This window comes from Nocardia sp. NPDC051990, assembly GCF_040680755.1.
In the GTDB taxonomy this organism is placed as follows: Bacteria; Actinomycetota; Actinomycetes; order Mycobacteriales; family Mycobacteriaceae; genus Nocardia.
The window spans coordinates 18,738-44,012 of record NZ_JBFAXH010000002.1 but is presented as its reverse complement, the minus strand read 5'-3'; the positions used below and the strand labels follow the sequence as shown (position 1 = coordinate 44,012).

Here is a 25,275-nt window from a genome sequence, read left to right as displayed (position 1 = left end):
ATCACACCCGGCACAGTGAGTTCAATTCAGGTTGTCCCACGCCCACGGTGTTGCGGGCATGGTTTCAGGTTGAATTCCGAACCGGAACCGCTCGTTGTCATTGCATATAGCCATGAAATCGTCGAACTCACCGATTGCGGGCAGACGTCTGGCAAGGTCGGCTGCCTGCGCATCTGCCCCGGCGTGTTTGAGCGTGATCGCGAGATCACCGGCACCATGCAGGTCGGTGGAAGGGATGCGTCCGGCCGGATCGCGTTTCAGAAGGGTGGCTATCTGCGCGTGCATGTTGGATTCCGACAACACGTCTAGTAGATTGGCGACCTCGAATGGTTTGTCGAGGGGCGCATGCTCGGCGGCGCGGTTCGCCAATGCGATGAATTGCTGGTTGGCCCCTATCTTCAGCAGTGCGTGCAATAAGTCGCCGATGTCGTAGACGTTGTCGAGTGGTAAAAGTTCGGCGGGGTTACGCGTCAATAGGGCGTCGACCTGGTCATCGGCACCAGCATCCCGCAGCTTGTATAGCAGGAAAGCCACTTCGTAAGGTTTGGCGAGCGGGATGCGTTCGGCGGGGTTGCGTGCGAGTAGCGCCGCCACCTGGTCAGCTGCCCTGGTTCTCTGCAGTATCTCGAGAAGGTCACCCAGGGCATACCCGGTGAGCGGGACGCACTCGACGGCGCGTTGGGCCAGGGTGATGACCGCCTGTCCAGCGCCGACGCGATGCAGTACTTCAAACGCGACGGTCAACCAGTCCGGATGATCGACTGGAACGTGTTCCACGAAATCGCGGGCAAACCACCTCGTGACCTCTGCGTCGGCTCCGAGTTTGTACAGCGCATCCAGCAAGTCGATCACGTACAGGTCCTGGAGGCGAGCGTGTCCGACGGGATCGCGGGCCAACAACGTGGCGATCTGGTCATCCGCCCCGACCTCTCCGAGGGCGGTCAGCAGTTGGGCGACCTGGCGCGGCTGATCGATTGGCACGCGTGCAGCCGGGTTGCGCGTCAGCAGCGCGGTGATCTGAGCCTCGGCTCCTGCCTCGCGCAACGTCGTCAACAACTCCGATACAGCCTGGGCGTTTTCAATAGCCACGTATTCGATGGCGCGTAGGGCGAGAATCGCGACCTGATCGACTGCTCCGAGCTCGTTCAGTTTGTTCATGAGAAGCCGAACGCCCACTTCGCGGTCGAGTGCACAGTCCCCGGCAGGGTTGCGTGCCAGCAGAGCGGAGATTTGGTCGTGCGCCCCCGCGTTTCGTAGCGCAGTCAGCAAGAAGAACACGTAGTGGGGGTCGTCCAGGACGCTGTGTGCGCCGGGGTTGCGAGCCAGTAGCGTGGCGATCTGGTCAGCTACCCCCATCTCCAGCATCGTGTTCAGCAGCGAAGCCACGATGCCCGGTTGGTCGACAGGGATCTTCTGGGCAAGCCATGCTATGGGACCGTGGACAGGCAGCTGCAGGGCTCTGAAGTGGCGCAGCAGTTCGTACAGCGCGCGAGCGTCGCCGTGGCAGGTGGCGTTCTTCCAAAGCTGGGCGGCGGTGCGGTACAAGCCGCGCTTCCGGGCCGATTGCCCGAGGCTAGATAGGTCGTCCGGGCGCGCGTACTGGGTGGCCGCCGCCCAGAAGCCGCTGGGCGGAAACCCGTTGCTGCGGTGGTTTCGGCCGTACTGGTCGAGAAAGTCGGCCAGTCGGTACCTCATGGAGTCGGCACCAGCAGCAACACCATTGCGGCTGAGGGCAGGTGTCTGCTGCTCGGTCGGATCCGAGGGCCGCGGCCGGATAGGAGTAAGGGGCCCGAGCACTCCTTTGCAGGGCTCGTTGGTCTCGACGAGCGCTCGGTCCAACCAGCCCTCTGTGACCTGCCCCCAGTCCCTGTCGGTCATGTAGTACGGCGCCGCATGGTGCAGGAAGTCGTATGAGAGGGAGTTGGTATGTCCCATCCGTACGGCGTCCATCGCGGCATCGATGACAGCCTTGGCAGCTGGTGACGCTGAGAATCGGTATCGGTTCACCAGTTCCGGCCCGCCGGCCAGGTATTGGGTGAACTGGTTGTTGTCGGCCCCTTTGACAGCGGCAGCAATCCGAGGGTCGCTGTCCGCGGCGTCACGAATCGCGGCAAGATCGTTGCCGGAGAACGATTCCGGCACAGGGATCAGTTTGCCGTTCAGCAGCTTCGACACCGACGACATCGGTTCGCGACAGAGATCTTTGTGATGGCTGCGCCAGAGCGTGCCCAATACCAGTACCGGAGCTCGGCTGGCGTCGGACAGCAGATCGTGCAGCGCGGCGGCTGCATGTTCGGCGTCTGGACCGCTCAGATACTCCTGGGTTTCATTCAGCCACACCACCGTGCGGGGACCGACCCGTGTAATCGAGTCGTGGAACGCTTGGCGGCGAGTCGGCTGCCACGGATGCCACAATCGCCATCCGGGCGCGGCACGGAGCGGAGTCAGAGCTTCCCACAACGCCGTGGTCTTGCCAGTCGATGAGTCACCCACCAGCACCACCATTTCGCTCGCGCCCTGCACAACACGCTGGACTGTGTCAGCCAGTGCGGCGTCGTGATCACGAGAGACGTACGGCGGAAGGGGCGGGAGATCACCGGCACCGGCCACTGCGATCGGCTGATGGACTTCGAACTCGAACGGATCGAGCTGTGCAGTCAACGGCTTGCCGACGGACACGCTGGCCCGTTTGAGCGCCGTCTGCCACGGGTCGATCTCGGTAGGTGGCACGCCCCACGTTTTCAGTACTGGCCGCAACGTCGACCAGCGAGGCACTTGCCCCTGCTTGATCCAGGCATAGACCGAGGCGACACTTACGCCCGAATCGGCCGCGAGTTGATGGTAAGAACGGCCGTCGTGGTCATGCAGGGTCTTGAGTGCGGCGTGTAGGTCACTGCGGGTGCTGATGCGTTCGGGATCGATTCTCAAGCTGTGTCACCTACCAGTTGCCGTTCGATTTCGTTCGGACGATATGCGCGTCTCTTCCTGAGTACCAGGTCGTTTCGGCGGGTTCTGCTCGCCGAATGCGTCCGAACGGTCAGCTCGCCGATCGTGGTCGCATGACCGAAGCAATCGTGTACATCACCCTGATCGTTCTCGTGCTCCAGGCTGCGAATCAGGTGCCGCTCGCGGTCGCCGAGCTACTGCGCTCCTGCCAGGCCACGCTTCTCGCGATTCGTGACCTGCGCGCGGTGCTCAATCCACCAGCGGCTTCGTCGGACGATAACCAGGCATCCAGCATCGATAAGCAACGACAGTGATCCGCACGCCTACCAGCCGACCCCCATGCACCCCACACGACGGCCGCCGCGCAATCAGGGTGCCGTCCCCGTACAAGACCATCTCGATCAATTCGACCCCGCACGCACGCGTCCCCTCGCCTCCGACCCTGAAATCGCTGCGGCACAACAACACCAGGACTACACCGACACCCGCAGCGACGGCGACGACAAACCCGAATACTGGCCGATCCCCCGCGGATTCGACCACCCCTATTACGTCGCGCCCCTACCACCGCGACCGCATCATGAACGGACCCGAATACGGCGAAGACGACCCCGACTACGACCGCTTCACCGTCCGCAACACCCATGACTTGCCATGTGTTGCCCGCGGGATCGGCCGCGCCGCCAACGAAGCCCGCCCGATACCACCCCGACGCAGCGACGACGGTCTATGCGAGGTATGCCGCTACGACAACCGCCAGCCCACAGATGCAATCGGCTTCGATCACCAGCCGCCCGCCCGAGGCCGCAGATCGTCCCCGTTCCCTTGTTCGACGCGCCCCGCCAGGGACGCACACCATTCGTGGGAACGACAGACGGAACGCCCCTATCGCCCTTGGCCAGAAATCTGATTCGTCGTGCCGGTGCGCCTCCAACTTCGGGTTGGTGAACAGCTCCGAAGCGACCAGAGGCGGCCCGCCCCGTTCAGGCGCCTCACTCAGCAACCATCGACCATGCCCGGGGGCGGCGGCTGGTGATCAGAACAGCGAGATTGGGCGGTCGCGGACGAGCTGAACGTGTGATGTGACCCCCGCGATGCTCCGGCTGGCATCATCGGCTGCTGCGTTGCCGGACACACAACATCCCGGCCCAGATCTACGATTTTTCTACGATTTGGCGCCAAGTCACGCCGGGAAATGATGGGACATTGCGTGCCGCCATGGGACGACCAGAATCGATCTACCTGCATAAACGGGTTTTGTTGGGTTTCGTCGGTCAACGATGGGATCCAGGCGAATCCTTGTGCCGACTTCATGACCAACACGGTTCCCGGCTCTGGCGAATCCACGCGGGAGCGCCGCAGGTATGGCTGGTGCGGGACGCCAGCTACTGATCACGAAGAAGTGCGACGCCAGTCTTTCCAGCGTGATGGTGCCACACTGCCAATGTCGTCGGGAATCCGTGCAATCTGGGCCGCGTTGTCCATTTCCAGTGTCAGTCGCGGTGGGTTCGGTTCGCGGTAGCTGACACGCTTCCACATGCCATATCCGATGTAGTACTTCCCCAGCCCATCGGCGAACGCATGCTGTAGCAGTTGATGATCACCGGACACGAACAGCTTCTCCGACCTCGGTTGCGTCGGCTCTGGCGGCAATGCGTACGTCGCTGAGCGATAGCTCACCAGCGGTATACCCCACAAGAATGGTCTGCCCAGAGTGGTCTTCTTCTGTTGCGCGAGAAAAATCACCGCGACCGGGTGCGTCAGCTCCGAGCCGCCCACCGGTAGTCGGTTGCGCAATACCCAGATTCGCTGTGGCACGTAGAGGAAGTTCAGCCACTCCACGCGTTCGCCCCGACATTCGGCAATCCACTCGACGTTGGGGTCAGCACCGCGGGCTGCGTAGTCTTCCAGCAGCGCAGCGATTTTCGCGGCAGTGTTAAGAACCGTGGTCAGTCTCTCGACTACTACTTGGCTGCCGCCACCGACGCTCACGCGGGGGTCGGCTGGCCCGAACGCTTCCGGAACCACCAACCGGTACCGTGGGCGCCCATCAGTGGATCGGTCACGCACCAGCGCCTCGCCGCTGCTGTCGCGTATCACCCGGATCCTCTCGCCAACGTTATAGAAGCAGTTCCGGGCATGTTGATTACCGCCGCCGGGTTCCGGCTTGCGACGGAAGTATGGCCGCTGCGGACGCGACCGTTCCTTCGGCGGCGGATACACCGCCTGCACCACCGCCTCACAGTCCGCGCAGCGCAACGCAGCGCTGGACCATGTCCGCTGATGTGTCGGAATGTCCTCGGCACGAACACGAACCGGTGGATCGATGTCGATTCGGCGCGCCTCAGGCATCGACATTGTCGATCGGTGTTCCTGTTGATCCCCCATCTACCAACTATGCCGTGCTCCACCCCGACGTGAGCGGGCATCCACAGTCCTGTTGCCGAAATGAGTCCGCCCACAACCGATGTCGACAAGCAGCCCGAGTATCCCTACCCTGTCAGTACGGACCGCACCGCATACACAACTCAACTCTCGAACTCACTCGGCGATACATACTCGTACTGATACTCCAGCCGATTCAGGCTCCTTGCACTCACCTCAGCCGAACCTCAAATCTCTTCGAATAGCGCGGCCCGTCTCAGCCCTCCGGTCATCGCCGGAAGGCTCGGCGTCCTATTCGACAGGGGTGTTTCGAGTTGGGTTCCTCCAACGAAATCATGGTCGCGCTCGATCTGGCGCGCGGCCAATACGTCTGCATGCCAGCGGATCCGACCGACCCGCGTACGCATGAACTCAGAAACAAGAGCATCGCAGGTGACCGGACGCTCGTGTGCGCTCTCTGCTATGCCGAACGCGGCCGCAGGGTTCCCGTCGTCGTCAGATCCCGCGTGGCCGGCCAACGCCGACCGCACTTCGCCCACCCATCAGGCTGTGCGCCGCCCGACGGTCGACACAACCCCGAAACCATGTGGCACCTGACCAGCAAGTCGACACTGGTCACATGGGCGCGAAGACAGCCCGGCGTGGTCGACGTCCGAACCGAGGTATGGCTGCCCAACCACGAACGCCGTGCCGATGTCCGTGTCGTGTTCGCCGACGAGCGCGAGGTCGCCATCGAGATCCAGGGGTATCCCCTGACCGATACCGAATGGACCAACCGGCACCGCGACTACCGCCACAACGGCGTAGTCGACATCTGGCTGTGGCACCCCGCCAACCGACCACACCGGATCGTCCTCAGCGATCCCGACCACCAACAGCAATTATGGGCCTTCGACCCAGACCAGCGATCCATCACCCTCATGGTTGGCGCACCACACCGAACGTTGTGGCCCGAACCACCAGCTCGCGACGACATCGCCCACCGAGTCCCGCACCTGCCTCCATGTATCCACGACGAACTGATACCCCATCAGTACTCGCTGGACGAGCTCACCCTGACCCCGCACGGCATCGAGATCCCCACAGCACTGCAAGAGTCGCTGGCCGCGGAACTCTTACACGAACACAACCGAACCCGAACCCGCATGCTCCGGCAACAAGAACGCGACCGGAATGAACACGCCCTTCTACCACGCACGCGACCCACCGCATCCGCCGCGTCCGCCGAGCGGGTCGCCGGCTCCGCATCACCTCGCTCAGTCATCGACGCACATGCACTCGCGCATCTGACTTGGATCGCACTCCAGAACCACTTCATGAAGGTTGGCCACGTCCCCGCATACCAAGACGCACCACGTCTCCCGTGTCCGAGCGCGAAACACCAACTCGTGCAATGCATCAACTGTGGCCTTGCCGTTTCATCACAGTGCGCTCTCGCCGACATCCCAACATGCACGCCGCGATTCACGGCGCTACGAGACAACCGTCAGTCGCCACAGGCACCAAACCGGCCACACCACACCCCTACCGAACTGAATACACCAACGTCTCGACTGCCTACATCGCCCAAGGCGACGACCCGTACCCGATCAACCACACGCGGCCGAACCACCAACCCAGACCAACTCCCCCTGTTCTAACTCGAACCCGCGGTCATACCAGGCTCGGAACTCGGGTCACTCTCTTGTGGCATCGCTTCGGATGCAGGCCGATGCTATGGCCTGCTGAGCGAGCGCGAGTGCGCCATCCCCGGGCAGTCCCTAACTGAAACCAGCACCGTAACAAACGAATTCATCGGCAAACCACCACAACATCGCTCTTTCCGAATTCCTGCCTGCTGCTGCGAAGTGTCGTGTGCGAACTCCCGGACATTAGAAGGCCGGGCCGCGCACCATGGTCATATGGTGTGGCGAAGCGATCAACTTACTGACCGGCAAGGCGATCTCCTGGAGCGGATCGCAGACGGCGATGACTTGAGCAAACCGGAGTGTGCTCCTCACCGGGTCTCGGCCCGGGCACTACAGTCTCGCGGGCTGGTCACCATCTCGAAGCGCAAGGGGTTCTTCGCGGCCGGCATCACCGATGTCGGCAGGTACTACCTGAAGCATGGCTATCATCCCGAATGCGATCAAACATCGGGCGGATACTCCTACGGTGACTCAGAGAATGCGGAGCTTCTGATCAGTCGGCTGGGCACGACATCGACCGGGACCGTGCGGATTACGGAGCCGGACGAGAAGACACGAGCTGCGTATCGTGGCGCTGTATACGCTGCGCGGCAACGAGGACTCGTGCCGGACGGCCAAATGCTCCGATACACCGGTCGATCAGACGGCGATATCGTCGTACGCCTGCTGGATGCCGACGAGGACAACGACACCGACTGGTACCGGATTCGACAGAAAGCGCGGAAGTCGAAGGCGGCGAAGAAGAAGGTTCCACAACAGGATCTGCGCCAGTTGCTGATCGAGAATCCGGCAGCGCTACAGGTCAGCGACGGACAGCGAGACCGGGCGATACGGTTCTTGCTCGATCTCAATGCCGCAGCGGCAAAGCACGATCAGGAAGTCCGGCTGGCGCGTCGCGGCGAACACGCCAAGCTGGGCTACCGCATTGGCACCGAACAGTGGGAGTTGAGCCTCACCGAGGAATACCTCAATGCGTCCGGGCGCACCGCAGATTACTGGGAGATCAGGTCCTCCTACAGCAAGACGACACCGACAGGAAAGCTGCAGCTGAAGATCGGCGCGCACCCGAGCATGGGGAACATCCACACCTGGGAGGACGAAAAGCGTTCGCCGCTCGAACGGCGCATCCGCAAGATCATCACCGACGTCAAAGCCAGCTTCGCCGAGTCCGAGCGCCGAGCAGAGGACAGCTATCGAAAGCACTTGGCGTATCTGGCGCAACAGAATCAAAAGCGCTTGGAGGAGCGGCGACAGTGGGAATTGGCCATGGCTTCCGCGCATCTGCGGGCGAAAGCGATGCTCCAGCATAGAACCATGGTCGCGGCTCTAGATGCTTGGCGTAATGCACAGGACCTTCGAGAAATCTGCAGCATTCTTGACGACACCGCTACTGCTGCAGACCACGTGAACGACCCGCACGCGGCGGCAAACCTGCGTAGCTGGTGCGCAGTCGGCCGCGAGTTGGCGGATCAACTCGATCCCACAACCGGTCCAGACTCATTGGCCAACATGCCGTTCGACATCGAGCCCGGTGTCGACGACTTGCGTCTCTATCTCGACGGGTGGAGCCCGGACGGCCCACGCCAGGACTATCAGCGGAAACCCGTTGATCAGCTGGAGCTGAGCAAACCATGGCCGCCGGAATGGGAACTCAGACTTCTCCCCTGAATGCTCCCCGCCGCGATAACTCAGTTTTCCGGGCGCGGTTGTCCGACACGTTCGCCACGGCACTGGATACCGACCGCGCCGGGCGAGAATCGTTTTGCCCCCAGTCCGACTGTGTCAACGAAACCCTTGCGCTGCGGTTGGCGAGCGACACACCCTGGGTGCCTGGAATGACTGTGGGACCGGTTGCGACCACCTGACGACGATGACGTCGCGATGTCTCAGGTCGTTAACCGATTGTGTTGCGCGACAGGAGAAACCGGGCGGGTTCCACTTGGGCGACCTGCCCTAGCATCCAACTCACGAAGAACCAGCAGGTCACAGGCTCAGTGAAGGCCCTCGGGTCAGTGACTCAGTCAGACGTCGAAGTAGGCGACGCCACCGAGGCTCGTGGGATGAATTGGACATTGTCGAGGAGGTGATCGTCCCTCTCGAGGTTCAGCTGGATCTCGTCGCGGGTGAAGTTGCGCGCCCATTGGATCTTGCCGTGGTCGATGATGTAGTGGGTTGGCATGGCAACGCCCAGTTCCCGATCGATGGCCTTATCGTGACCGTGCCGTCAAACATGAGCACCCACTGGGCCGGTGAGAGAGGCGTAATGACTTCGCGGCCACAGCCGCAGGCACACAGATGCGCGGCGGTGGAGAACTGGGCTGACACGTAAAGGTGGCCTGGCTCCAGTTCTGCGGGAAACGATGTCACGAACACGGGGACGATCCGGGTCATTCTCACGCCGCATCGTCCCCTGCATCATCCCCATCCCCGCTGCGGATGGTTCCCGTGAAAATCCGGTATACGGTCTCATCGACCGGTTTGAGTTCGGCGTAGTTGTGGATCGCAGTGTGCATCCCGTCCAATCTGTCCTATGTGGTCGATATTCTCCGTTATGTAGTTGAGCCGCAATGGTGTTGGAGGGTGCGATGGTAGAACAGCTCGACGTAGGCAATGCCAAGGAGGGCAGCGGCAGGACCGTCGACGGTATCGGCAAGGCGGCGCGAACCGCTTCATCGCAGTTCGTCGGGCAGGTCGGCAACGTCAAGGACGCTGCCAGGCAGGGTCGAGAAGCTGACTGCGAAAGGGCCGGACCCCTACGAAGTGGCCGTGGCGGAATACAACGGCGTCTTCACGGCGATGGCCGACAGGGGCCTGTCTCTGTTGCGTCAGCGCGAACGTTCGACGGACCTGATCGAGCTGGTCGAGCAGTTGGTGAACAGCATCGCCAACACCCCGAAATCATTCGATACCGACTTCGACGAGATTGAGGTACATCGGAAACGGTTCCTGAACGCGGAGGATTTCGCTCAGAAAGTGCTGGAAGCGGCGCGGTTGTCGGCTGCTGGCGTCGGCGCCGGATTCGCGGCGGGCACCGCGGTAGCGGGCCTGGCACCGTCGGCGGCGATATGGGTCGCCACCACCTTCGGGACAGCGTCGACCGGCACCGCGATCTCGACCCTTTCCGGGGCGGCAGCCAGCCAGGCAGCACTGGCGTGGCTCGGTGGCGGCGCGCTGGCCGCCGGTGGCGGCGGCACTGCGGCAGGCACTACATTGCTCGCGCTTGCCGGCCCGATCGGCTGGACAATCGCGGGCGCAACCCTACTCGCGTCGATCGCCCTGTTCGCGAAGAAGAAGTTCGAGAATCGAGAGGCGAAGCACGAAGCGCTGACTGCGATAAAGCACAACACCACCCTCGTCAAAGGCATGGATGCTCAGATCGACGACCTCCTCCAGCGGACGACCTCGCTCCGCGAAGGGCTGGTAAAGAGTTACGGCGAAGCCTTGGTGCACTTCCGCGCCGATTTCCACGCGCTCGCTCCTGCCGAGCGGTCGACACTCGCTACGCTGGTGAACAACACGAAGTCGTGCGCGACGATGCTGAGCATGCGCATCGAACAGGATGCCGATAGTGAGTGACGCTGCCGAGTTCGTCACGAGCGCCCAGGAGCAGGCAGTTGCTTCCTGGGTGAGCTATCTCAACCAGCTCCGCATAGACAACCTTCTGAGCGCGCTCAGCCAGCAGGACGAGCGCCTTCGGGACGCCCTCACCAGTGTCGATGAAGCCGTCAGGAAGATCGACCTCGAGGTGGTCGCCGCCAACCGCGGCGGACAGCATGGCATGCACGGCTTCATCGCCGAGATCGCCGAGGTCGGGATCGGCAACGCCCGAAAGCAGATCCTCGGCCACGAGGCCGTCTACCAGTGGGTCAACGACAACGGACCCGTCGACCTGATGCGCGGAAGTGTCGAGATCCAGCAGAAGTTCGTCGCAGCGGGTGGACGCTTCTCGCTGGGCGCGATCGCCGAGCACCTGCAGAAGTATCCCGAATACGTGCGCAACGGTGGGAAATACCAGATCCCCCGTGATCACTTCGAGGTGATCCAGCGGCTACATGCCTTGTCGCCCGAGGAATCGAGCAAGCTACTGTCACGCAGCGGCGACGGACCTTCCCTCAGAGACTGGCAGCGGGTCCAGGCGTTCTTCCAAGAGAGATCGGTCGGCTTCGAATCGCTTGAACCCTCGACGCTCGAATACAACGAAGTGCAGCGCGATGTCTACACCTCGACCATGGCGGCCGAAAAAGGCTTGCTCCACACCACGGACCGGTCCCTGCGCGACGATGCCTACCAGCGCAGCCGTCCGACGCTGCGAGAAGGAGGCACGGCCGCACTCACCGCCGCCGCGACCGCGGGCGGGACCACGTTCGTACTGGCCGTGGTCGCCAAACGTCGGGAAGGCAAGCGGCTCAATGAGTTCAGCGGGCGCGACTGGATCGACCTCGCAGGCGAGACCGGCTCAGGTTTAGGCAAGGGCGGCGTCCGAGGACTGAGCATCTACGCGCTCACGAATTTCACCGCGACCTCCGCAGCCGTCGCCAGCTCGATCGTCACCACATCCTTCAGCATCGCAGAACAAGCGAACAAGCTCCGCCGGGACCAGATCGACGAACTCGAGTTCATCGAGAACTCCGAGATCATCGCCTTGGAGGCCGCAGTACGCGCGCTGTCCTCTATCGTCGGTCAGGCGACCATCCCCATCCCGGTCCTCGGCGCCGTCATCGGCACGACGGTCGGCACTGTGATGTACAAGGCCGTCGCATCGTCATTGACGAAGCGAGAGGCGGCGCTGATCGAGCGTTACCTCGACGAGCAGCGCACACTCGACGAGCAACTCGCCGCGGAGCACCAGGCCACACTGGAAAAGCTGGACCAGAGCATGTCGGACTATCTCGGGCTGCTCGAACGAGCCTTCTCACCTGACGTGCAGGTCGCGCTCGTCGGATCGGTCGAGCTAGCGGCGGAACTCGGCGTGGCTTCGGACGAAGTCCTGGATACCGATAAGAAAGTCGACGCCTACTTCCTCGACTAGCGAGAGCGAGGCCACAGCCGACGCAGCAACCTATCCATCAACTTGCGCTGCGGGCGGCGTGCACAACGGGGAGACAGGGACGCAGCAGTTCGGCCAGGGCACTGCCATTGGCCGGGCGCACATCGCGACCGCGAGCGGAACCTGATTCGCAGCCCGGGGGTAGCGGTGCATGGACGGACTCAGACAATGCAGGGTGGGCCGGTAGATGAGCTCTTGGAGGCAGATTCGCGTACCGGTGCACATCGGCTAGCAACGTGGAGTAACTGCGCCGCAACGGTTCCCGCCATCGGGAGCCCGCCGGTAGAACAGCAGGTCTCCGGTCGACTGACCTTCGATCCTTGCTATCGCCCGACCCTCGCGAGTTACTGCGTACGATGTCGCCATGGCAGGAACCCCCCGCACCATGCCAGGTGAATCAGGCTCTGCACGTTCGCTTTTCGCATCGGAACTAGCCGAACTATGTGCTGTCGCGGGAATCCGACGTTGCAGAGGATCGCGACGGCGTCTATTGCTCGGATGCGGCCAACGAAAGGCCATAGCAGCACTGGGGAGGTCACGGCGCAACGTATCAGCGACTGGCGGTCCGGTCGTAACCTGCCCCGCACCTTCGAGGTACTCGAGCCGGTTGTCCTGACCTTGATCGACCTCGCGAAGCGAACCCCGGCCCCCATTCGCGCCGAACTCGGGGATATCAACGTCTGGCAGCGCCTGTGGACTCGAGCGGCCACCGAAGCAGATCGCCCCGTCCGGACCACGAAGCCACCCACCGCAGTTCACGCTGCCACCGCGAACAACCCGGCCGATCCCCATCGACCGGCCGTCACCACGACGCTTCGCCGCGACCTCAGTACATTCATCGGTCGCGACGCCGAACTAGAGCGAATCCTCGACGCGGCCACAAGAACTGGCGGGGTGGTGTCCATCCACACCGTCGACGGCATGCCCGGTGTCGGCAAGACCGCTTTGGCGACCCGAGCGGCGCACTTGTTGGCGGACCGTTTTCCCGATGGTCGCTACTTCGTGGATTTGCACACCCACACCCCGGGTCTGGCCCCCGCTGATCCGTTCAACGTGCTTGCCATCTTGCTCACCAACCTCGGTATCGCCCCGCAAAATGTTCCCGACACCCTCGAAGGACGTCGTGACCTATGGCAGGGACGCCTGACCGACAAACGAGTACTGGTGGTGCTCGACGACGCCCGCGACCACACCCAACTCGAACCGCTGCTGCCCACCGGACCCCGGTGTTCGGCGCTGATCACCAGTCGCCGCCGACTCATCGCCCTCGACGGTGCCACGCCACTTTCGCTGGGCACCCTCGACCCCGACGATGCCGCGGGCCTGTTCTGCACGTTGGCCAGCCGCAATGCCGACGCGGCTGACGCCGCGGCTGTCGCCGAGATCGTCCGGTTGTGCGGATACCTTCCGTTGGCGATCGCGCTGCTGGCCGGCCGCTTGGCTCACCACCCCACCTGGAGGATCGCCACCGTCGCGGCCAACCTCAGCGCTGCCCACGACCGACTCGACGAACTCGACACCGGCCATCGAGCCGTTCGACTGGCGTTCATGACCTCCTATGAGGATCTTCCACCGGCTCGGCAACTATTGTTCCGGCGACTGGGATTACATCCCGGACCCGACCTGGACCACTTCGCCGTGGCAGCACTGGCCGACGTCCCCGCCGTCGAGGCCCGTCGGGAACTCGAGGCGCTCTACACCGATCACCTGGTCGACGAAACCGCCCCGGGCCGCTACCGACTGCACGATCTGCTCGGTGAATACGCCCGCATGCTCGCCGAGGAGGAACCCCTCGAGAACCGGGCACCCGCCTTCGACCGACTCGTCGACTATTACCAACGCACCGCCCTGGCCGCAGTCCGGCACACCCACACCACACAATCAGAACCCGCGGTGCAATCACCGCGCGCAGCCGCGCCGATGGTCGCCACCTATGTCTCCGCCGCGGCATGGATGCGGACAGAACGACCGAATCTGCTGGCCTGCCTACTGTCGGCCGCATCGACCAGGCAACTGCACCACGCGATCGACCTCACCAACGCCCTCACCAGCGAAGTGCGCTTGCACGGCACCTGGCAACTAGCAATTGGTGTACAACGACGCACGACCATCGCGCCCCACACCATCAGCGACCACTCGATCGAGGCGTTCGCGGTCAAAGACCTCGGAGCCGTGGGATTCCTCGCCGACGACTACACCACCGCCGCCGATGCCTTGCACCGACTCCTGGCCGCGGCCGGTGACGACACGGACATACAGAGCCGAGGCTCGGCACTTCGTGCCTTGGCCCGAGCACGCTACCTCGCCGCCGACTTCCCCGCAGCGATCGAAGTGTTGGGGCAAGCGTTGTCGCTGTACCGCAGCATCGGGCTTCGATCCGCAGAGGCAGCGGTCTGCAACACGCTGGGCTGGGTCACCCACCTCACCGGTGACTATCCGACCGCAATCACTCTGATACAGGACGCGTTGACGATCAACCAAGATATCGGCAACCGCGCCGGTGTCGCCGCCGCACTGAACTCACTGGGATGGATACGGCTTCTGACCGGTGATCACACCGCTGCGTTCGACCTGCTGCAGCGATGCCACGACATCTGTCGCGAGGTCGGCAACCGGACCACCCAAGCCTTCGTCACCTGCACCATAGGGTGGCTGCGGTACCTGACCGGCGACTACACGCTGGCCGAGCAAGCCGCGCTACCGGCGCTCGCTATCTTCCGTGACATCGGCAACATCGCCGGCGAAGCATTCGTCCTGGGCCACCTCGGTTCTATGTGGGGGCGAATCATCGGGAACTACCCAGCCGCCACCGACGCCCTGCAACGAGCACTGGCGATCTACCGCAGCGTCGACAACAAACCCGGCGAAGCGAGTGCCCTCAACAACCTCGGACGAATCCGGGCCCTCGACGGCGACATCGCCACAGGCAAAGACCTGATCGAACACGCGCTGCAGATCCACCGCACCATCGGCAACCAGATCGGTGAAGCCGACGCACTCAGCAACCTGGGCTGGATACGATCCCTGACCAACGACTACCCAACAGCACACGCCCTGTTACACCAGGCGCTAGCAACATTCCGAACCGTCGGGCACCGAACCGGAGAAGCAGAGACACTCAACCGGATCGCAACACTACTTGCCCGATCCGGCGACCTCACCGAAGCAACAGCAACCTACGGACAAGCACTGGAACTCACCCTCCGAATCAACAATCCGCTGGAACAAGCCCACGCCCTGCAAGGCCTCGCCGACTGCCACACGCGTCTGGGCGATCCGGCGTCTGCATGCAGCGAACTACGCAAAGCCCTTACCATCTACGAAGATCTGGGCGTACCCGAAACCCACACTGCAGCAGCATCTCTCGAAGCCAGCCTCAAGACCATCCAATGAGTGCGGACCTTGCGAAGAAAGACCGCCCTTCACACACATCCCAATCGCCGCACGAACATCGGCGGCGACGTCGCTGTGGAGAGAACGACCCGTATCCTGCGGCCCGGCCGCGCCCTTGTGCAGGTCCGCTGTGGCAGTGTCGCAGGTTGCCGCTTAGAAAGCACCAAGGCGGGCCAATAGCAGCACGATGAGAGTGACGGTACTGGCGAATCCGACGCAGCCGTCGCGGATCGCGGCCGCGAGGTGCTCACCATCGGCGTGGGTGAGCAGGCCACTGAGTATGCCGACGATGATCCCGACCAACACCGAGATCGTGAGCAGCAAAGCCTTACGCAACATGTCGTGCACAACGTTCACCCTCTCGGGCAGACGCAGCGCGAGAAACGTCGCGATCGCAAGCCATCCTCGCGCGGTACCAGCACCGCGGCCGGATCACCATCGGTGTCATAGGCCCAATCGCGATGGATATCGCGCGGTGGCGCTTGATCCATTCCCCCGATCGTTGTCATCCCAACTGTCATGGCGCGTTTCCCTTTCTGTGCCCCCTGAAAAGCACATCGCAAATGTGCGAGGGGTAGGCGGTGGGGGTGTCGGCGAACATCCCGCCGACACTCACCGACAGTAGGGACAAGCTCGAAATCACCGCGCGAATAACTATCCGGTCGTGTGCGCAGATACACAGGTAGAGCGATACTTCCTGACCGGATAACCGACGCTCCGGCCGGATGAACCGGATACTGCGCCCTGTGTCAGAAGGGAGATTTCATCGCCGGTGACTCCAGCCGCCACCGACTTCTCGATGGATCCGGCGGGCGCTGACACGCCATTCGCCAGGATGCGTTCAGATGGCGTCGTCGGACCGACCAGATGAAGATCTCGGCCTCGTGCCCGACGCGCTCGCGGGTGGCGCATGCGAGTCCACAGCCAACTCGAACAGACTCTCGCGCTAGAAGGGGCGAGCCCGGTGCCGGGTCGGCCTCGGCGACACGGTCGCTGCCGTGACCAAGCTGCGGGAAGCCGTAGATCTACCAGCGGCGCACCCGGAGCCGACCCCGCCGCGACCTACCTCGCCACACCGGAAACGGCGATATCGAATTGGTGCGAGATCATCAGCCCGCCGACGAGCTGCTGCATCTCCTTGTCCCCGACCCGCGGCGATTGATGTTGTACCGCTTGGCCCCGCACTGCCTGCCCGGCGCAATCTGCGAGTGGTAACTGTTAATCTTCCTCAACCGGCAGCTTCTTCTCCATCAAGTCCACGATGGTGTTGAGCATGTCCGCGACCCGCTGGATCACCGACTCGAACGCCTCCAGGTTGCTCATATCCTCGATGCCGAGGGCCACCCGTGTCTGCCGGGCCTCCGATCCAGCGAAGTGTGCGACGCCGCCCTTGGATCGGAATTCATACAGCTGCCGAAGAATCGCGGTGCAGTTGTCTTCATCACCGAGCTCCGCGGTGAATCGCTGGAGCAAGCTCAGCGATCGCTCGCCCTTCTCCGCGCCGCCCAGGTACTTCTTCAGCGGCGCTGGGTTGATCGCGTCGATGATCGCGATCGGCAAGAGCATCAGCGACTTGCCGAGCGACGCCGGATCCTCGTTGAGCGGACCGATCATCGATTCCCACTCCGGAAGGTGGTTCTCGGGCAAGGTGCGCCAGAGAGGTTCGCCCAGCAGCCTTTCCGACACTTCCGACCCGTGTTCCCTGGCCCGTCTGAGATCGCCGGGAAGGTCCTTCGAATTAGCCCATTGTCCCAGGAAGTCTCGTCGGAAGCGCCCCTCGTCCATCGTGCCCTCGGGCAACACGTTGTGCGCCAGCCAGCGTCCCCATTCTTCCGGCGGAAGCTTGCCTCCGAGGTCGCCGAGGTAGACCTGCACCAGGCCAACAGAGTTGAAGCCAATGTCTATGCCCCACAGGTTGAGGCAGCTGAGGTGGGTCGCCGTGATCCGGAAGGTCGTCGGCTGGGCGGCGTACGGCTCCAGCACCTCCCGTTTGAAGCAGACGGGCGTCAGGTAATGCAACCGGCTATCGTCATCATCGAAGTACGTGCCGAGCTCATCCGGGTCGCAGGTGTGCTTGAGTGGAACGTTCGTGTCGGGGTTAATGCCGTAGATGAACTCGGGGAACTTGACGTCGTCCCGGTCGAACTCCTCGAACCGGGGAATACGGGGCCCGCGCTGCCCAATGAGGATGTACTGCCCCACGACACGCGACATGGACGGTCTAACCAGCCCGTCCTCGACTCCGACAAACTGCAGGTGCGCCCATTCCTTTCGGAACGTGTCATCAACGCGCTCGAAACCGGATTGATTCGAATATCGGACAACGTCGACCTGCATGATGGCGCTCTTGCCCACGGCAGCCAGGTACTGGCGGAACTCAAGAACCCGAATCTCAACCTTCCAAGTGTCTTTCGCGCACTGGTACCGGATCAGGTCGTGCTTCCGGCCCGCTTGATCGAGGTACTCCCAGCCACCGCTGATCGGGTACGCATCCCAGTACCAGAGAAACGACAAAGCAACGTCGACTGTAGGAGTTGCGGCTCCCAGCGGCTGCCGCACCTGCACGAAGAACTCCAGCTCGGCCTCGGCCTCGATCATGGCGAGGCCGAGTTCAAATCTGCCATCGTGTTGAACCCAGAACGACCCCAGCTCGTCCCCGACCCACCCTGTCCCGTTCAGCGTCCGCACGGCCTGGTCGGGTACGACCAGCACGCAGCTGCGCCCATCCCGCAAGTCTTCGCTGGCAGTGAGCTGTTCGATCGTCAGCCACTCACTAGGTTGTGTCGTGAGGGTCCGCAGAGCGTCGATCGGCCATAGTTCCGCCGGAAACTCACCGCCGGGCTTCGTCCACAGGTCCGCGAGGGTGTTACGGACGGGAGGTGTTGTGAATCCGGGAATCGATGGCATGCTCACTGGACCAGCGTAGGCGGCGGTACCGACAGAAACCCCGCTGCCGCTCGCAGCGCCAACACTGATCGGAGTTGCGATGCGGATTGGGCTCGCCCACAGTGGCTGGAGCTGGTCCCGGGCGAAATGACCTCCGCGCCTTCACATTTGGGGACAGTACGCATTTGGGGACAGTAGACACTGAAAAGGCCCTCTGAACTGGGTCTCAGGTCAGAGGGCCTTCAGTGGACCTTGCGAGAACTTACTCGAACCGGACCGACCTACTCCAGAACTTTGCTGAACCGCGCGAACGCATCGACCAAAGCGGACCGCGCAGGTCAAAGCCTCTACCACCGAAGAAAGCTGGCGGGCGGAAGAAGCAGCTCGGTCCGGCCGAGGTCGCCGAGATCATTGCCAAGTACACCGCGGGGACGTCGATGGCCCAGCTGAAGGCGGAACATCACATGGCGAAGCGAACGGTGGCGAAGTTGCTGCGGGAGAATGGCGTCGCCATCCGCCCGCACGGAGGACAGCGGCACTGCTGAATCTTTGGCGCTCTAATCGAACTGGCCCAGGAACCGAAGTCGTTCGGCGTACCAGACGACGACTCCCCCATCGACCCTAGAATCTAGCCATGAACGGAGCGGGGGCAGCCAAGCGGATCACCGCACTGCTCGACCAGATCGATGAGCTCGCTACATTCGGCACAGTGACCCAGGGTGAGGACGAATCAGATGCTGAGCTAGCAATACGCCAACTGCAGGACCGCTATCCGTTGTGGTACTCGGCTTCACTCTCCTCGTTGCCGGACGATCTCCGTGGACGGTTTATCGAGCAGTTCGAGGCAAGATATCCAACTGTAAGTCCCAGGATCAAACAATTCATCGCCCACCCCAGAAAGCCGTGGGCGCTGTATGACTCTGTTCCGCGCTTCCTGAAGGGCCATGGCCGATGGCAATACTCACTGAAGGATAGCTACAAGGAGCCTCTACTTGAGCAACGCCGCTTGTTGTTGGAAGCCAAAGCGCGATTCGCGATCAATCCTGAAGTCCAACACACCGCAGAACAGTTGACTGAGCTATTTCGCCGGCTTCCAGCTGCTTTGACCATCTTGGAACGCGAGCACCGCCACAGGCCCGGTCTTACCGTGGCAGACGAGTACGACCTCCAGAAAGTGCTGCATGCCCTGCTTCGACTCCACTTCGATGACGTAGAGCCAGAAGAAACGACCCCGCGTAGGGCAGGCGGCTCGTATCGCATCGACTTCGTGCTACGCCAGGAACAGGTGGCGATAGAAGCAAAGATGACCCGGGAATCGCTCGGAGCTAAGGAAATCCGTAGCCAACTCGTCGACGACATGTTCGGCTATCGAGGACAGAAGAACGTCGCTGCGCTTGTCGTAGTGGTCTATGACCCAACTCGGCGAATCGACAACCCAGCCGGATTCGAGCACGATCTCAACACTGACGACCCCGAGCTCCTGGTTCGAATTGTCGTTGCTCAGGGCTGATTCATTTGGCCTAATGGTGGTTTTCCGGCGTGGCGGTTCGAGTAAGGGACACAGCGCGACGGCCCCACAGGTCTCTGACCTGCGGGGCCGTCAGGGGTGGGCCTAACGCTCCACAACCCGAACCCGCTGATAGTGGAGGGGCCAGCGATTCGAATCACGCCGGTAGCTACCCGGCGGATATGAGCGGTCGGGCGTACGCCACTGCCATTTCAGGCGGGCAGCCACCGGCGGATCCTATGTAGGTCCGGCGTGTCTTCCGAATTCGCTGGGAATGCTCGTCTTCTCGTGGCATGCTGGTCGGTCCGCGTGTGACAGGTCCCCCGGCGGGCAGGACATGATGGGTTGGGTCAGGTAGATGCAGTCATGTCGAAGACCAGCGGTTCGAGCGGCTGTAGCGTCGTTGCTTGTCGCCGCGCTGTGCGACCTTGGGGGCCGCGACAGTACCCCAATGGTTGGCACGATGCCTGATCCTCTTCACTCAAGAGTCCTTCATCGCGTTACGTCCCAGCGCCTGGAGCATGCCTGAGCGCGTCACCGTGGTCGGCTGGCTGAACACGTTCGATGAGATGATCGCGGTCCGAGAAGCGATAGACGCCGATTCGATCTTGTGTACCCGGGTCGACACGATGGTGGGCACCGAGTTCTCGCTCCAACAGCGCAGACTCGACTGGTTACTCGTCGAGCACCTGCTTGAGCCGATGATCATCACCTCTCACACCTACGAATTCGACGAGGCGGTATTCAACCTGCACTACAACCGGCTCGAAGCCGGCCTGCTCGCCGACACTTTCCGATTCGTCGAGTTCGTCCCGCTCAACGGGTTCGAGTCGAATATGACCGAAATCGTGCTGCCCGGCGGCGTGTTCCTACGCCCGATGACCGACCGGCAGATGAGTCGTGCCATCCAAGTGCTCGCGGTCCCGGCCGAGTTAAGCGGCGGTCCCAACAGTGTGCGGGTCTCGCGCTTTCACCAGTGGGCCGTGACAATGGGGCGGCGCTACCCGGTCCGCTCGTACAAGCAGGGTATGCCCGAGAATCCGCAAGCCCCCTGCTTTCCCAGCCTGGAGGAGCTCGTTCAGCGGCTGGTCACGGCGCTACGTGTGGTGTGCGGCGGATCGGTGGTGGCCACACGCTCGATCCACGCACTACACGACGACGAGTATCCGCACGACGTCGGCGGCAGCGCTGTCCTGTCCCCACTGGATGTCGCCGACGTGAACCGGCCCACTCTGCTCCTGACCGAGCACCACATCGATGCTGTGCGCAGCGTGCACGAGATGCTCACGGTGCCCGCAGTCGTACGGGATCACTCGTTGCAAATCGCCCTGCGGAGGTTCGTCTTCGCAGGCTCGAAGTCCCTGCCGAAGGATCGGCTCATCGACCTCACCATCTGCCTCGAAGCGCTGTTCATCAAGCGCGGCAGGATCAAAGGAAAACAGAAGGCCGCGCCCGCGGCAGAAGTAGCCGGACAGCTGCTGGGCGGTGACGTGGTACTCGGAGTCGAACGAGCGGAGATCGAAAGGTTCGTCGTAGAGGCATACCGGATACGGAACGCGGAGATCCACGGTGACCACCCCGCCCGGAGGACGATGACGCTTCTCCGCGGAGCAACAACCGACGACCTCATCCCCTTCGTCGAGGACCTTGCCCGCCTGCTGGGCCGCGCGATTCAGTTGGTGCTCATCGAACTCGCCCGGCCGTTGGTCCCCGGCGCGACAAGACTGTCCTGCCGCTGACAACGAACGCGATATGACAGACCCCCATCTGTTGACTTGCGGCGCCGTGTGGTCGGGTACTGAAACGAGCTGTAGAAATCGCAAGCACCAACCAGCAATTTCTTACCGAGTGGACCTGATGCGACGTTATTCGAACCAGGCCACTCTAACTGCGGTTCTTGAGTCGATTCGGCAACGATTAGTCGCTGACCAGGGAGTCTGTCGTCGGGTTGCTGCGCCGCGCGCGCTACGGCGTCGTCTTACCGCCGAGCATCGCGCGTCGATCTTCGCCCAGTATGAGGCGGGTCGCTCCGTAAAACAGCTTGTGGCCAAGCATCAGCTGGGTAAGGGGACGGTGCTCAAGATCCTTCGGGCTGGGGGCGCAGCAATTCGGTCGCAGCGTCGATTGAACGAGGGCGAGATCGATCAGGCGATCACGCTGTATCTGGCTGGGGAGTCTCTGGCTCGGGTCGGCGCGCGGTTGGGGTTGTGGCGGACACCATCAGCGCTGTGTTGGCCCGGCAGGGGATTGCGCGTCGGGACCCGCAAGGACAGGCTAGGTAGCGACTGCAACGGCCGTATTTGAGATACGAAAATAGCTGAGGCTCAATGCCTCCTGCGAGGACTACGCTGCACGGGCCGGCCGTAGCCAGCGGGCGGGATCATCCGCTGAAAGTCATCCAAGGCTGCAGCAAGAGCCTTCAACCTTGGATGGTTTGCACCGTCGTGTAGCAGATCACGCACAGTGTGGGATGCGGTCAGTACCGACTCGCCGGTGGCCTCGGGGTGGAGGGCCGCGGTTGCAGGAATCATCGCGATCAATCTCTCCACGTATTCCACGATGAGCGATGCGTCATGATGCGAGTGGTCAGTGAGTTGGTAGAGCGCACGCGTCATGGCCGCAAAGGACTGAATCAACAGGCCGCTGATGTCACGGTCCGTGAGGTTCTCGAGGCAAGCCTCCTCCATGCAGAGGTAGTAGACCGCTTCCTCCCATTTGCCGAGAAAACCAAGGGTTCCAGCAAGATTCCCCCACAGCTGTGCATTGGCTTGACTTAGCGGGCTGATTTCATTAGCGAGCTCGGACACAGCGATGGCGTGCTGTACGAGGGCAGCAGCGAGTTGCATGTCGTCGTTAGCGGCAAAGAACCCCATCCACGCCTGTGTGGAGTAGGCAGCCCGGAAAAGAGTGATGTCGGTATGGCCCTCACGTTCGACTAGTTGCCGCACGACGGACTGCACAATGTCATTCATCGCGACTGTGACGTCCAGCAGCCTGGCTGGGCCGCGCGCCCCAGCCCTGGAAATGAACATCTGTTCGTCCAGGGTGACAAGGCAATCGCGTTTGATCGCGCGAAGCACCTCACCGGCTGGCGGATCGCTCGTGGCATAGTGCGGAAACCGTTGGTCGACAGTGTCTCCGGCGCATCCCAGCAGAAGATTGACGGGAATCTGACGTGATGCCAGGAATGCCGCTGTGCGCAGGGCTGTCGCCGCCAGCATGTCAGCGGCCCCTGTTCGAGCGGCAAGCCGTGCCCACGTCAAGGTGATGGCGCCGACCACAGTGACGGGGTACTCGCGGTAATCCAAAGGCACCGAGTGCATGTCGTCCATAGCTCGTTCGAGCAGATACTCGAACTCTGCAACCGCTTGCGGAATATCGTCGTCGTATTCGAGATGGGTGGTCAGCAAGTACCCGGCGGCGAGTTCGAGGGCCAGCGGCCAGCAGTGCAGGCGGTCTGCCAGCTGATCGAGCGCCCGTTCATCGCTCCTGTTTGGCAGTCGATTAGGGAGTAGACGCCGCGAGAGCAGGCGTGTGGCCTCCGTTGCCTCCATGCCCTCAACGAACATCGTTGAGGAATTCGGCCCTGAAAGTGGAGTCTGGTCGGTGCTGGTCACGACGATGTGCCCATGCCCACGCCGTGGAATCCAGCCGCGTACAACGCTCTGATCAGCGCAGTTGTCGAACACCATCAGCCACGGTCTAGCGCTGCGCGCCAGTGCAATCGAGACTCGCTGGCCGACCGGCACGGTCTGGTCGCTGTCGATCAAACCGTTGTCCTCCAACCACCGTGCAGCGATGTTGTATGACTCCCTCACTCGACGTTCGTTCGTGGCGTCGATCCAGATGATCGCCCAGTATGCGTAGGCGTTTTCGTCCGCCCAGGCGGCGACAAGGCTGCTCTTTCCTGTTCCTGACAAACCAGTAACCAGGCATACTGGCGCGGCATCTCGCGGGACGGGTATGGGCAGTCGGCGGGCCAATTCCGTCAGCAGGTCCTTGCGGGCAACGTCGGTGGTGCGTGGCGGCGGTGTGACGTGGACGGCCCAGTCACGTTGGCGCATCAACGATTTCACAGTGTCGGCATCGACGCACAATGCCTCCGATAACTCAGTCTTGGAGAGTACCGCCTTTTGCGGCCCGGAGGCTCGCGCCATAACCTCCCAGACCAGGTAGCCGGTCAGCAGTCCTGTCGCATCCCACCCCACCGACGAAGGGGCAGCTCGGTGCCGGGCAGTACGGACCAGCTGCTGAACCTCTGTCCTCACCTGTTCGATGCCGCGTTTGTCTAGTCGGATTTCCGTGCGCTGCAAGCGTTCCCAGAACGTGTCGCCTGTTGCTGCGAGCTCGCTTGAGATCTTCGCTCGTGAAACCAGGGAGAGAACCTCGGTGCGAATGCATGTACCGCCGACCGTTATCAACTCCAGCAGCTTGTCAAGGCTGTCTTGCGCCGCACGGTTCGTGATTACCAAGTACCGATCCGCGTCGTGGCTGTACATTCTCGGCAGAATCGCCATCACATCGACGGCGGACAGGGTGCTTCCCGGCCCGCCGCTCTTGACCTGTGCGACGGTATGGACATGGTGCCCTGAAGCCAACGAAAAGTCGACGATCTCCTGGTCGGCCTCCAGTTTCGTGGTGAGCACACCCTCGACCTGTACATCGGTGAGTCCCGAATCGCCCAGGAGCATCGTGACCAGCGCATACTCCAACGTGATGAGGTACTGATACTCAAATCCGCGTGCCGCGTCCTGTCCACCCATCTAGACCCCTGCCTTTAGGCGACTCCCGACCAGAGCGAATCTGGCAATGGCGCAACAGTATCCGACCGCACCGACACGCCCATCGTGCTCGAGACAACCGAGTCGATGGACGATGTTGTGTGATTCAGTTTGAGCTCCCACTCGGTCGGACCTGCAAGGAGATCGACCTGATTCGTGGTGTCGACGTCGGGCCCGTGGCCTGGTATGCCGGGATAGCGATGCAGGGCAGCCTGTTCCAGGTGGACCATCCTTCGGTCTCGAAAGCCAACATCTGCCGAGAGCTTGAACGAGTCACCGGCGTTCCCCTACGATGGTTGTCGGCCATCCATGCTGGCCTGAATCTGAGCCGCACCTTCCGCCCACGCCGGACGCGGTGATGATGACCGAAGGGGCTCTGACTCGCTTGTGCCGAATCGTTTCTTTCGGCAGAGTTTGCGTGGGATCTCTGCCTGGAAGCAGCGAACAATGACACGTAACAAAGCACGAAAGCGCGCTGCGCGGCGCTATGCTCAGTCGGCGGGAATCTCGTACACGCGAGCCCATTTCATGGCCCAATTGCGGTCGGCGGCACAGTTCCGGGTACCTCGCAGCGCGAAGTTGTCAATAGCGCTCGCGCGATCGCGGTATACGGGTGAGTCGTTCGCCGCCGCGCGTGCAGGT

General features: G+C 62.3%; 16 protein-coding genes. 9 read left to right on the top strand and 7 right to left on the bottom strand.

All coding sequences use genetic code 11. From position 1 onward, the window contains the following. Positions 1 to 21: 21 nt before the first annotated feature. Entirely contained in the window at positions 22 to 2,928 is a 2,907-nt protein-coding gene (locus AB0L63_RS03800) for an ATP-binding protein (protein WP_364494176.1), read from the bottom strand. 131 nt (positions 2,929 to 3,059) lie between these two features. On the opposite strand from AB0L63_RS03800, the gene AB0L63_RS03795 reads away from it, so the two are divergent. Further along, the gene (locus AB0L63_RS03795) at positions 3,060 to 3,260 is read left to right on the top strand and encodes a hypothetical protein (protein ID WP_364494173.1); all 201 of its coding nucleotides are present in this window, start codon (positions 3,060 to 3,062) and stop codon (positions 3,258 to 3,260) included. A 1,078-nt stretch (positions 3,261 to 4,338) separates the two neighbouring features. Here AB0L63_RS03795 and AB0L63_RS03790 read toward each other — a convergent pair. Next, entirely contained in the window at positions 4,339 to 5,181 is an 843-nt protein-coding gene (locus AB0L63_RS03790; RefSeq protein WP_364494170.1) for a hypothetical protein, read from the bottom strand. A gap of 485 nt (positions 5,182 to 5,666) precedes the next feature. Here AB0L63_RS03790 and AB0L63_RS03785 point away from each other — a divergent pair, with 485 nt between their 5' ends. After that, complete coding sequence (locus AB0L63_RS03785) at positions 5,667 to 6,971, top strand: competence protein CoiA family protein (protein ID WP_364495595.1); 1,305 nt, start codon at positions 5,667 to 5,669, stop codon at positions 6,969 to 6,971. A 261-nt stretch (positions 6,972 to 7,232) separates the two neighbouring features. Next, complete coding sequence (locus AB0L63_RS03780; RefSeq protein WP_364494167.1) at positions 7,233 to 8,687, top strand: hypothetical protein; 1,455 nt, start codon at positions 7,233 to 7,235, stop codon at positions 8,685 to 8,687. Positions 8,688 to 9,036: 349 nt separating this feature from the next. Here AB0L63_RS03780 and AB0L63_RS03775 read toward each other — a convergent pair whose 3' ends face one another. Both AB0L63_RS03775 and AB0L63_RS03770 read right to left on the bottom strand, forming a co-directional pair. After that, a complete protein-coding gene (locus AB0L63_RS03775; protein WP_364495711.1) occupies positions 9,037 to 9,198 on the bottom strand; it encodes a hypothetical protein in 162 nt (53 codons plus the stop codon). Then, positions 9,123 to 9,410 carry a DUF6527 family protein gene (locus AB0L63_RS03770; RefSeq protein WP_364494164.1) on the bottom strand — a complete coding sequence of 96 codons (288 nt, stop codon included), beginning with the start codon at positions 9,408 to 9,410 and terminating at the stop codon, positions 9,123 to 9,125. Before AB0L63_RS03770 ends, AB0L63_RS03775 begins: the two co-directional genes overlap by 76 nt. A 369-nt stretch (positions 9,411 to 9,779) precedes the next feature. Between AB0L63_RS03770 and AB0L63_RS03765 the strand changes: the two genes are divergently transcribed. The 3 genes from AB0L63_RS03765 (at position 9,780) to AB0L63_RS03755 (ending at position 15,459) form a co-directional block, all read left to right on the top strand. Further along, on the top strand, positions 9,780 to 10,595 hold the full coding sequence (locus AB0L63_RS03765; RefSeq protein WP_364494161.1) for a hypothetical protein: 816 nt from the start codon (positions 9,780 to 9,782) through the stop codon (positions 10,593 to 10,595). Further along, positions 10,588 to 12,048 (top strand): hypothetical protein, encoded by a 1,461-nt coding sequence (locus AB0L63_RS03760; RefSeq protein ID WP_364494158.1) that lies wholly within the window; start codon positions 10,588 to 10,590, stop codon positions 12,046 to 12,048. The genes AB0L63_RS03765 and AB0L63_RS03760 overlap by 8 nt, the downstream gene beginning before the upstream one ends. Before the next feature lie 516 nt (positions 12,049 to 12,564). Further along, positions 12,565 to 15,459 carry a tetratricopeptide repeat protein gene (locus AB0L63_RS03755; RefSeq protein ID WP_364494155.1) on the top strand — a complete coding sequence of 965 codons (2,895 nt, stop codon included), beginning with the start codon at positions 12,565 to 12,567 and terminating at the stop codon, positions 15,457 to 15,459. A gap of 153 nt (positions 15,460 to 15,612) precedes the next feature. Here the strand turns inward: AB0L63_RS03755 and AB0L63_RS03750 are convergent, their stop codons facing one another. Then, a complete protein-coding gene (locus AB0L63_RS03750; RefSeq protein WP_364494152.1) occupies positions 15,613 to 15,807 on the bottom strand; it encodes a hypothetical protein in 195 nt (64 codons plus the stop codon). A gap of 870 nt (positions 15,808 to 16,677) precedes the next feature. Next, a complete protein-coding gene (locus tag AB0L63_RS03745) occupies positions 16,678 to 18,372 on the bottom strand; it encodes a hypothetical protein (protein ID WP_364494149.1) in 1,695 nt (564 codons plus the stop codon). 218 nt (positions 18,373 to 18,590) lie between these two features. Here AB0L63_RS03745 and AB0L63_RS03740 point away from each other — a divergent pair, with 218 nt between their 5' ends. The 3 genes from AB0L63_RS03740 (at position 18,591) to AB0L63_RS03730 (ending at position 21,591) form a co-directional block, all read left to right on the top strand. Next, a complete protein-coding gene (locus tag AB0L63_RS03740; RefSeq protein WP_364494146.1) occupies positions 18,591 to 18,890 on the top strand; it encodes a hypothetical protein in 300 nt (99 codons plus the stop codon). Between the two features lie 89 nt (positions 18,891 to 18,979). Beyond that, positions 18,980 to 19,855, top strand: a complete 876-nt coding sequence (locus AB0L63_RS03735; RefSeq protein ID WP_364494143.1) for a hypothetical protein — start codon at positions 18,980 to 18,982, stop codon at positions 19,853 to 19,855. A 518-nt stretch (positions 19,856 to 20,373) separates the two neighbouring features. Continuing rightward, positions 20,374 to 21,591, top strand: a complete 1,218-nt coding sequence (locus AB0L63_RS03730) for a hypothetical protein (RefSeq protein ID WP_364494140.1) — start codon at positions 20,374 to 20,376, stop codon at positions 21,589 to 21,591. 585 nt (positions 21,592 to 22,176) lie between these two features. On the opposite strand, the gene AB0L63_RS03725 is transcribed toward AB0L63_RS03730, so the two are convergent. After that, entirely contained in the window at positions 22,177 to 24,615 is a 2,439-nt protein-coding gene (locus AB0L63_RS03725; protein WP_364494137.1) for a hypothetical protein, read from the bottom strand. Positions 24,616 to 25,275: the final 660 nt, after the last annotated feature.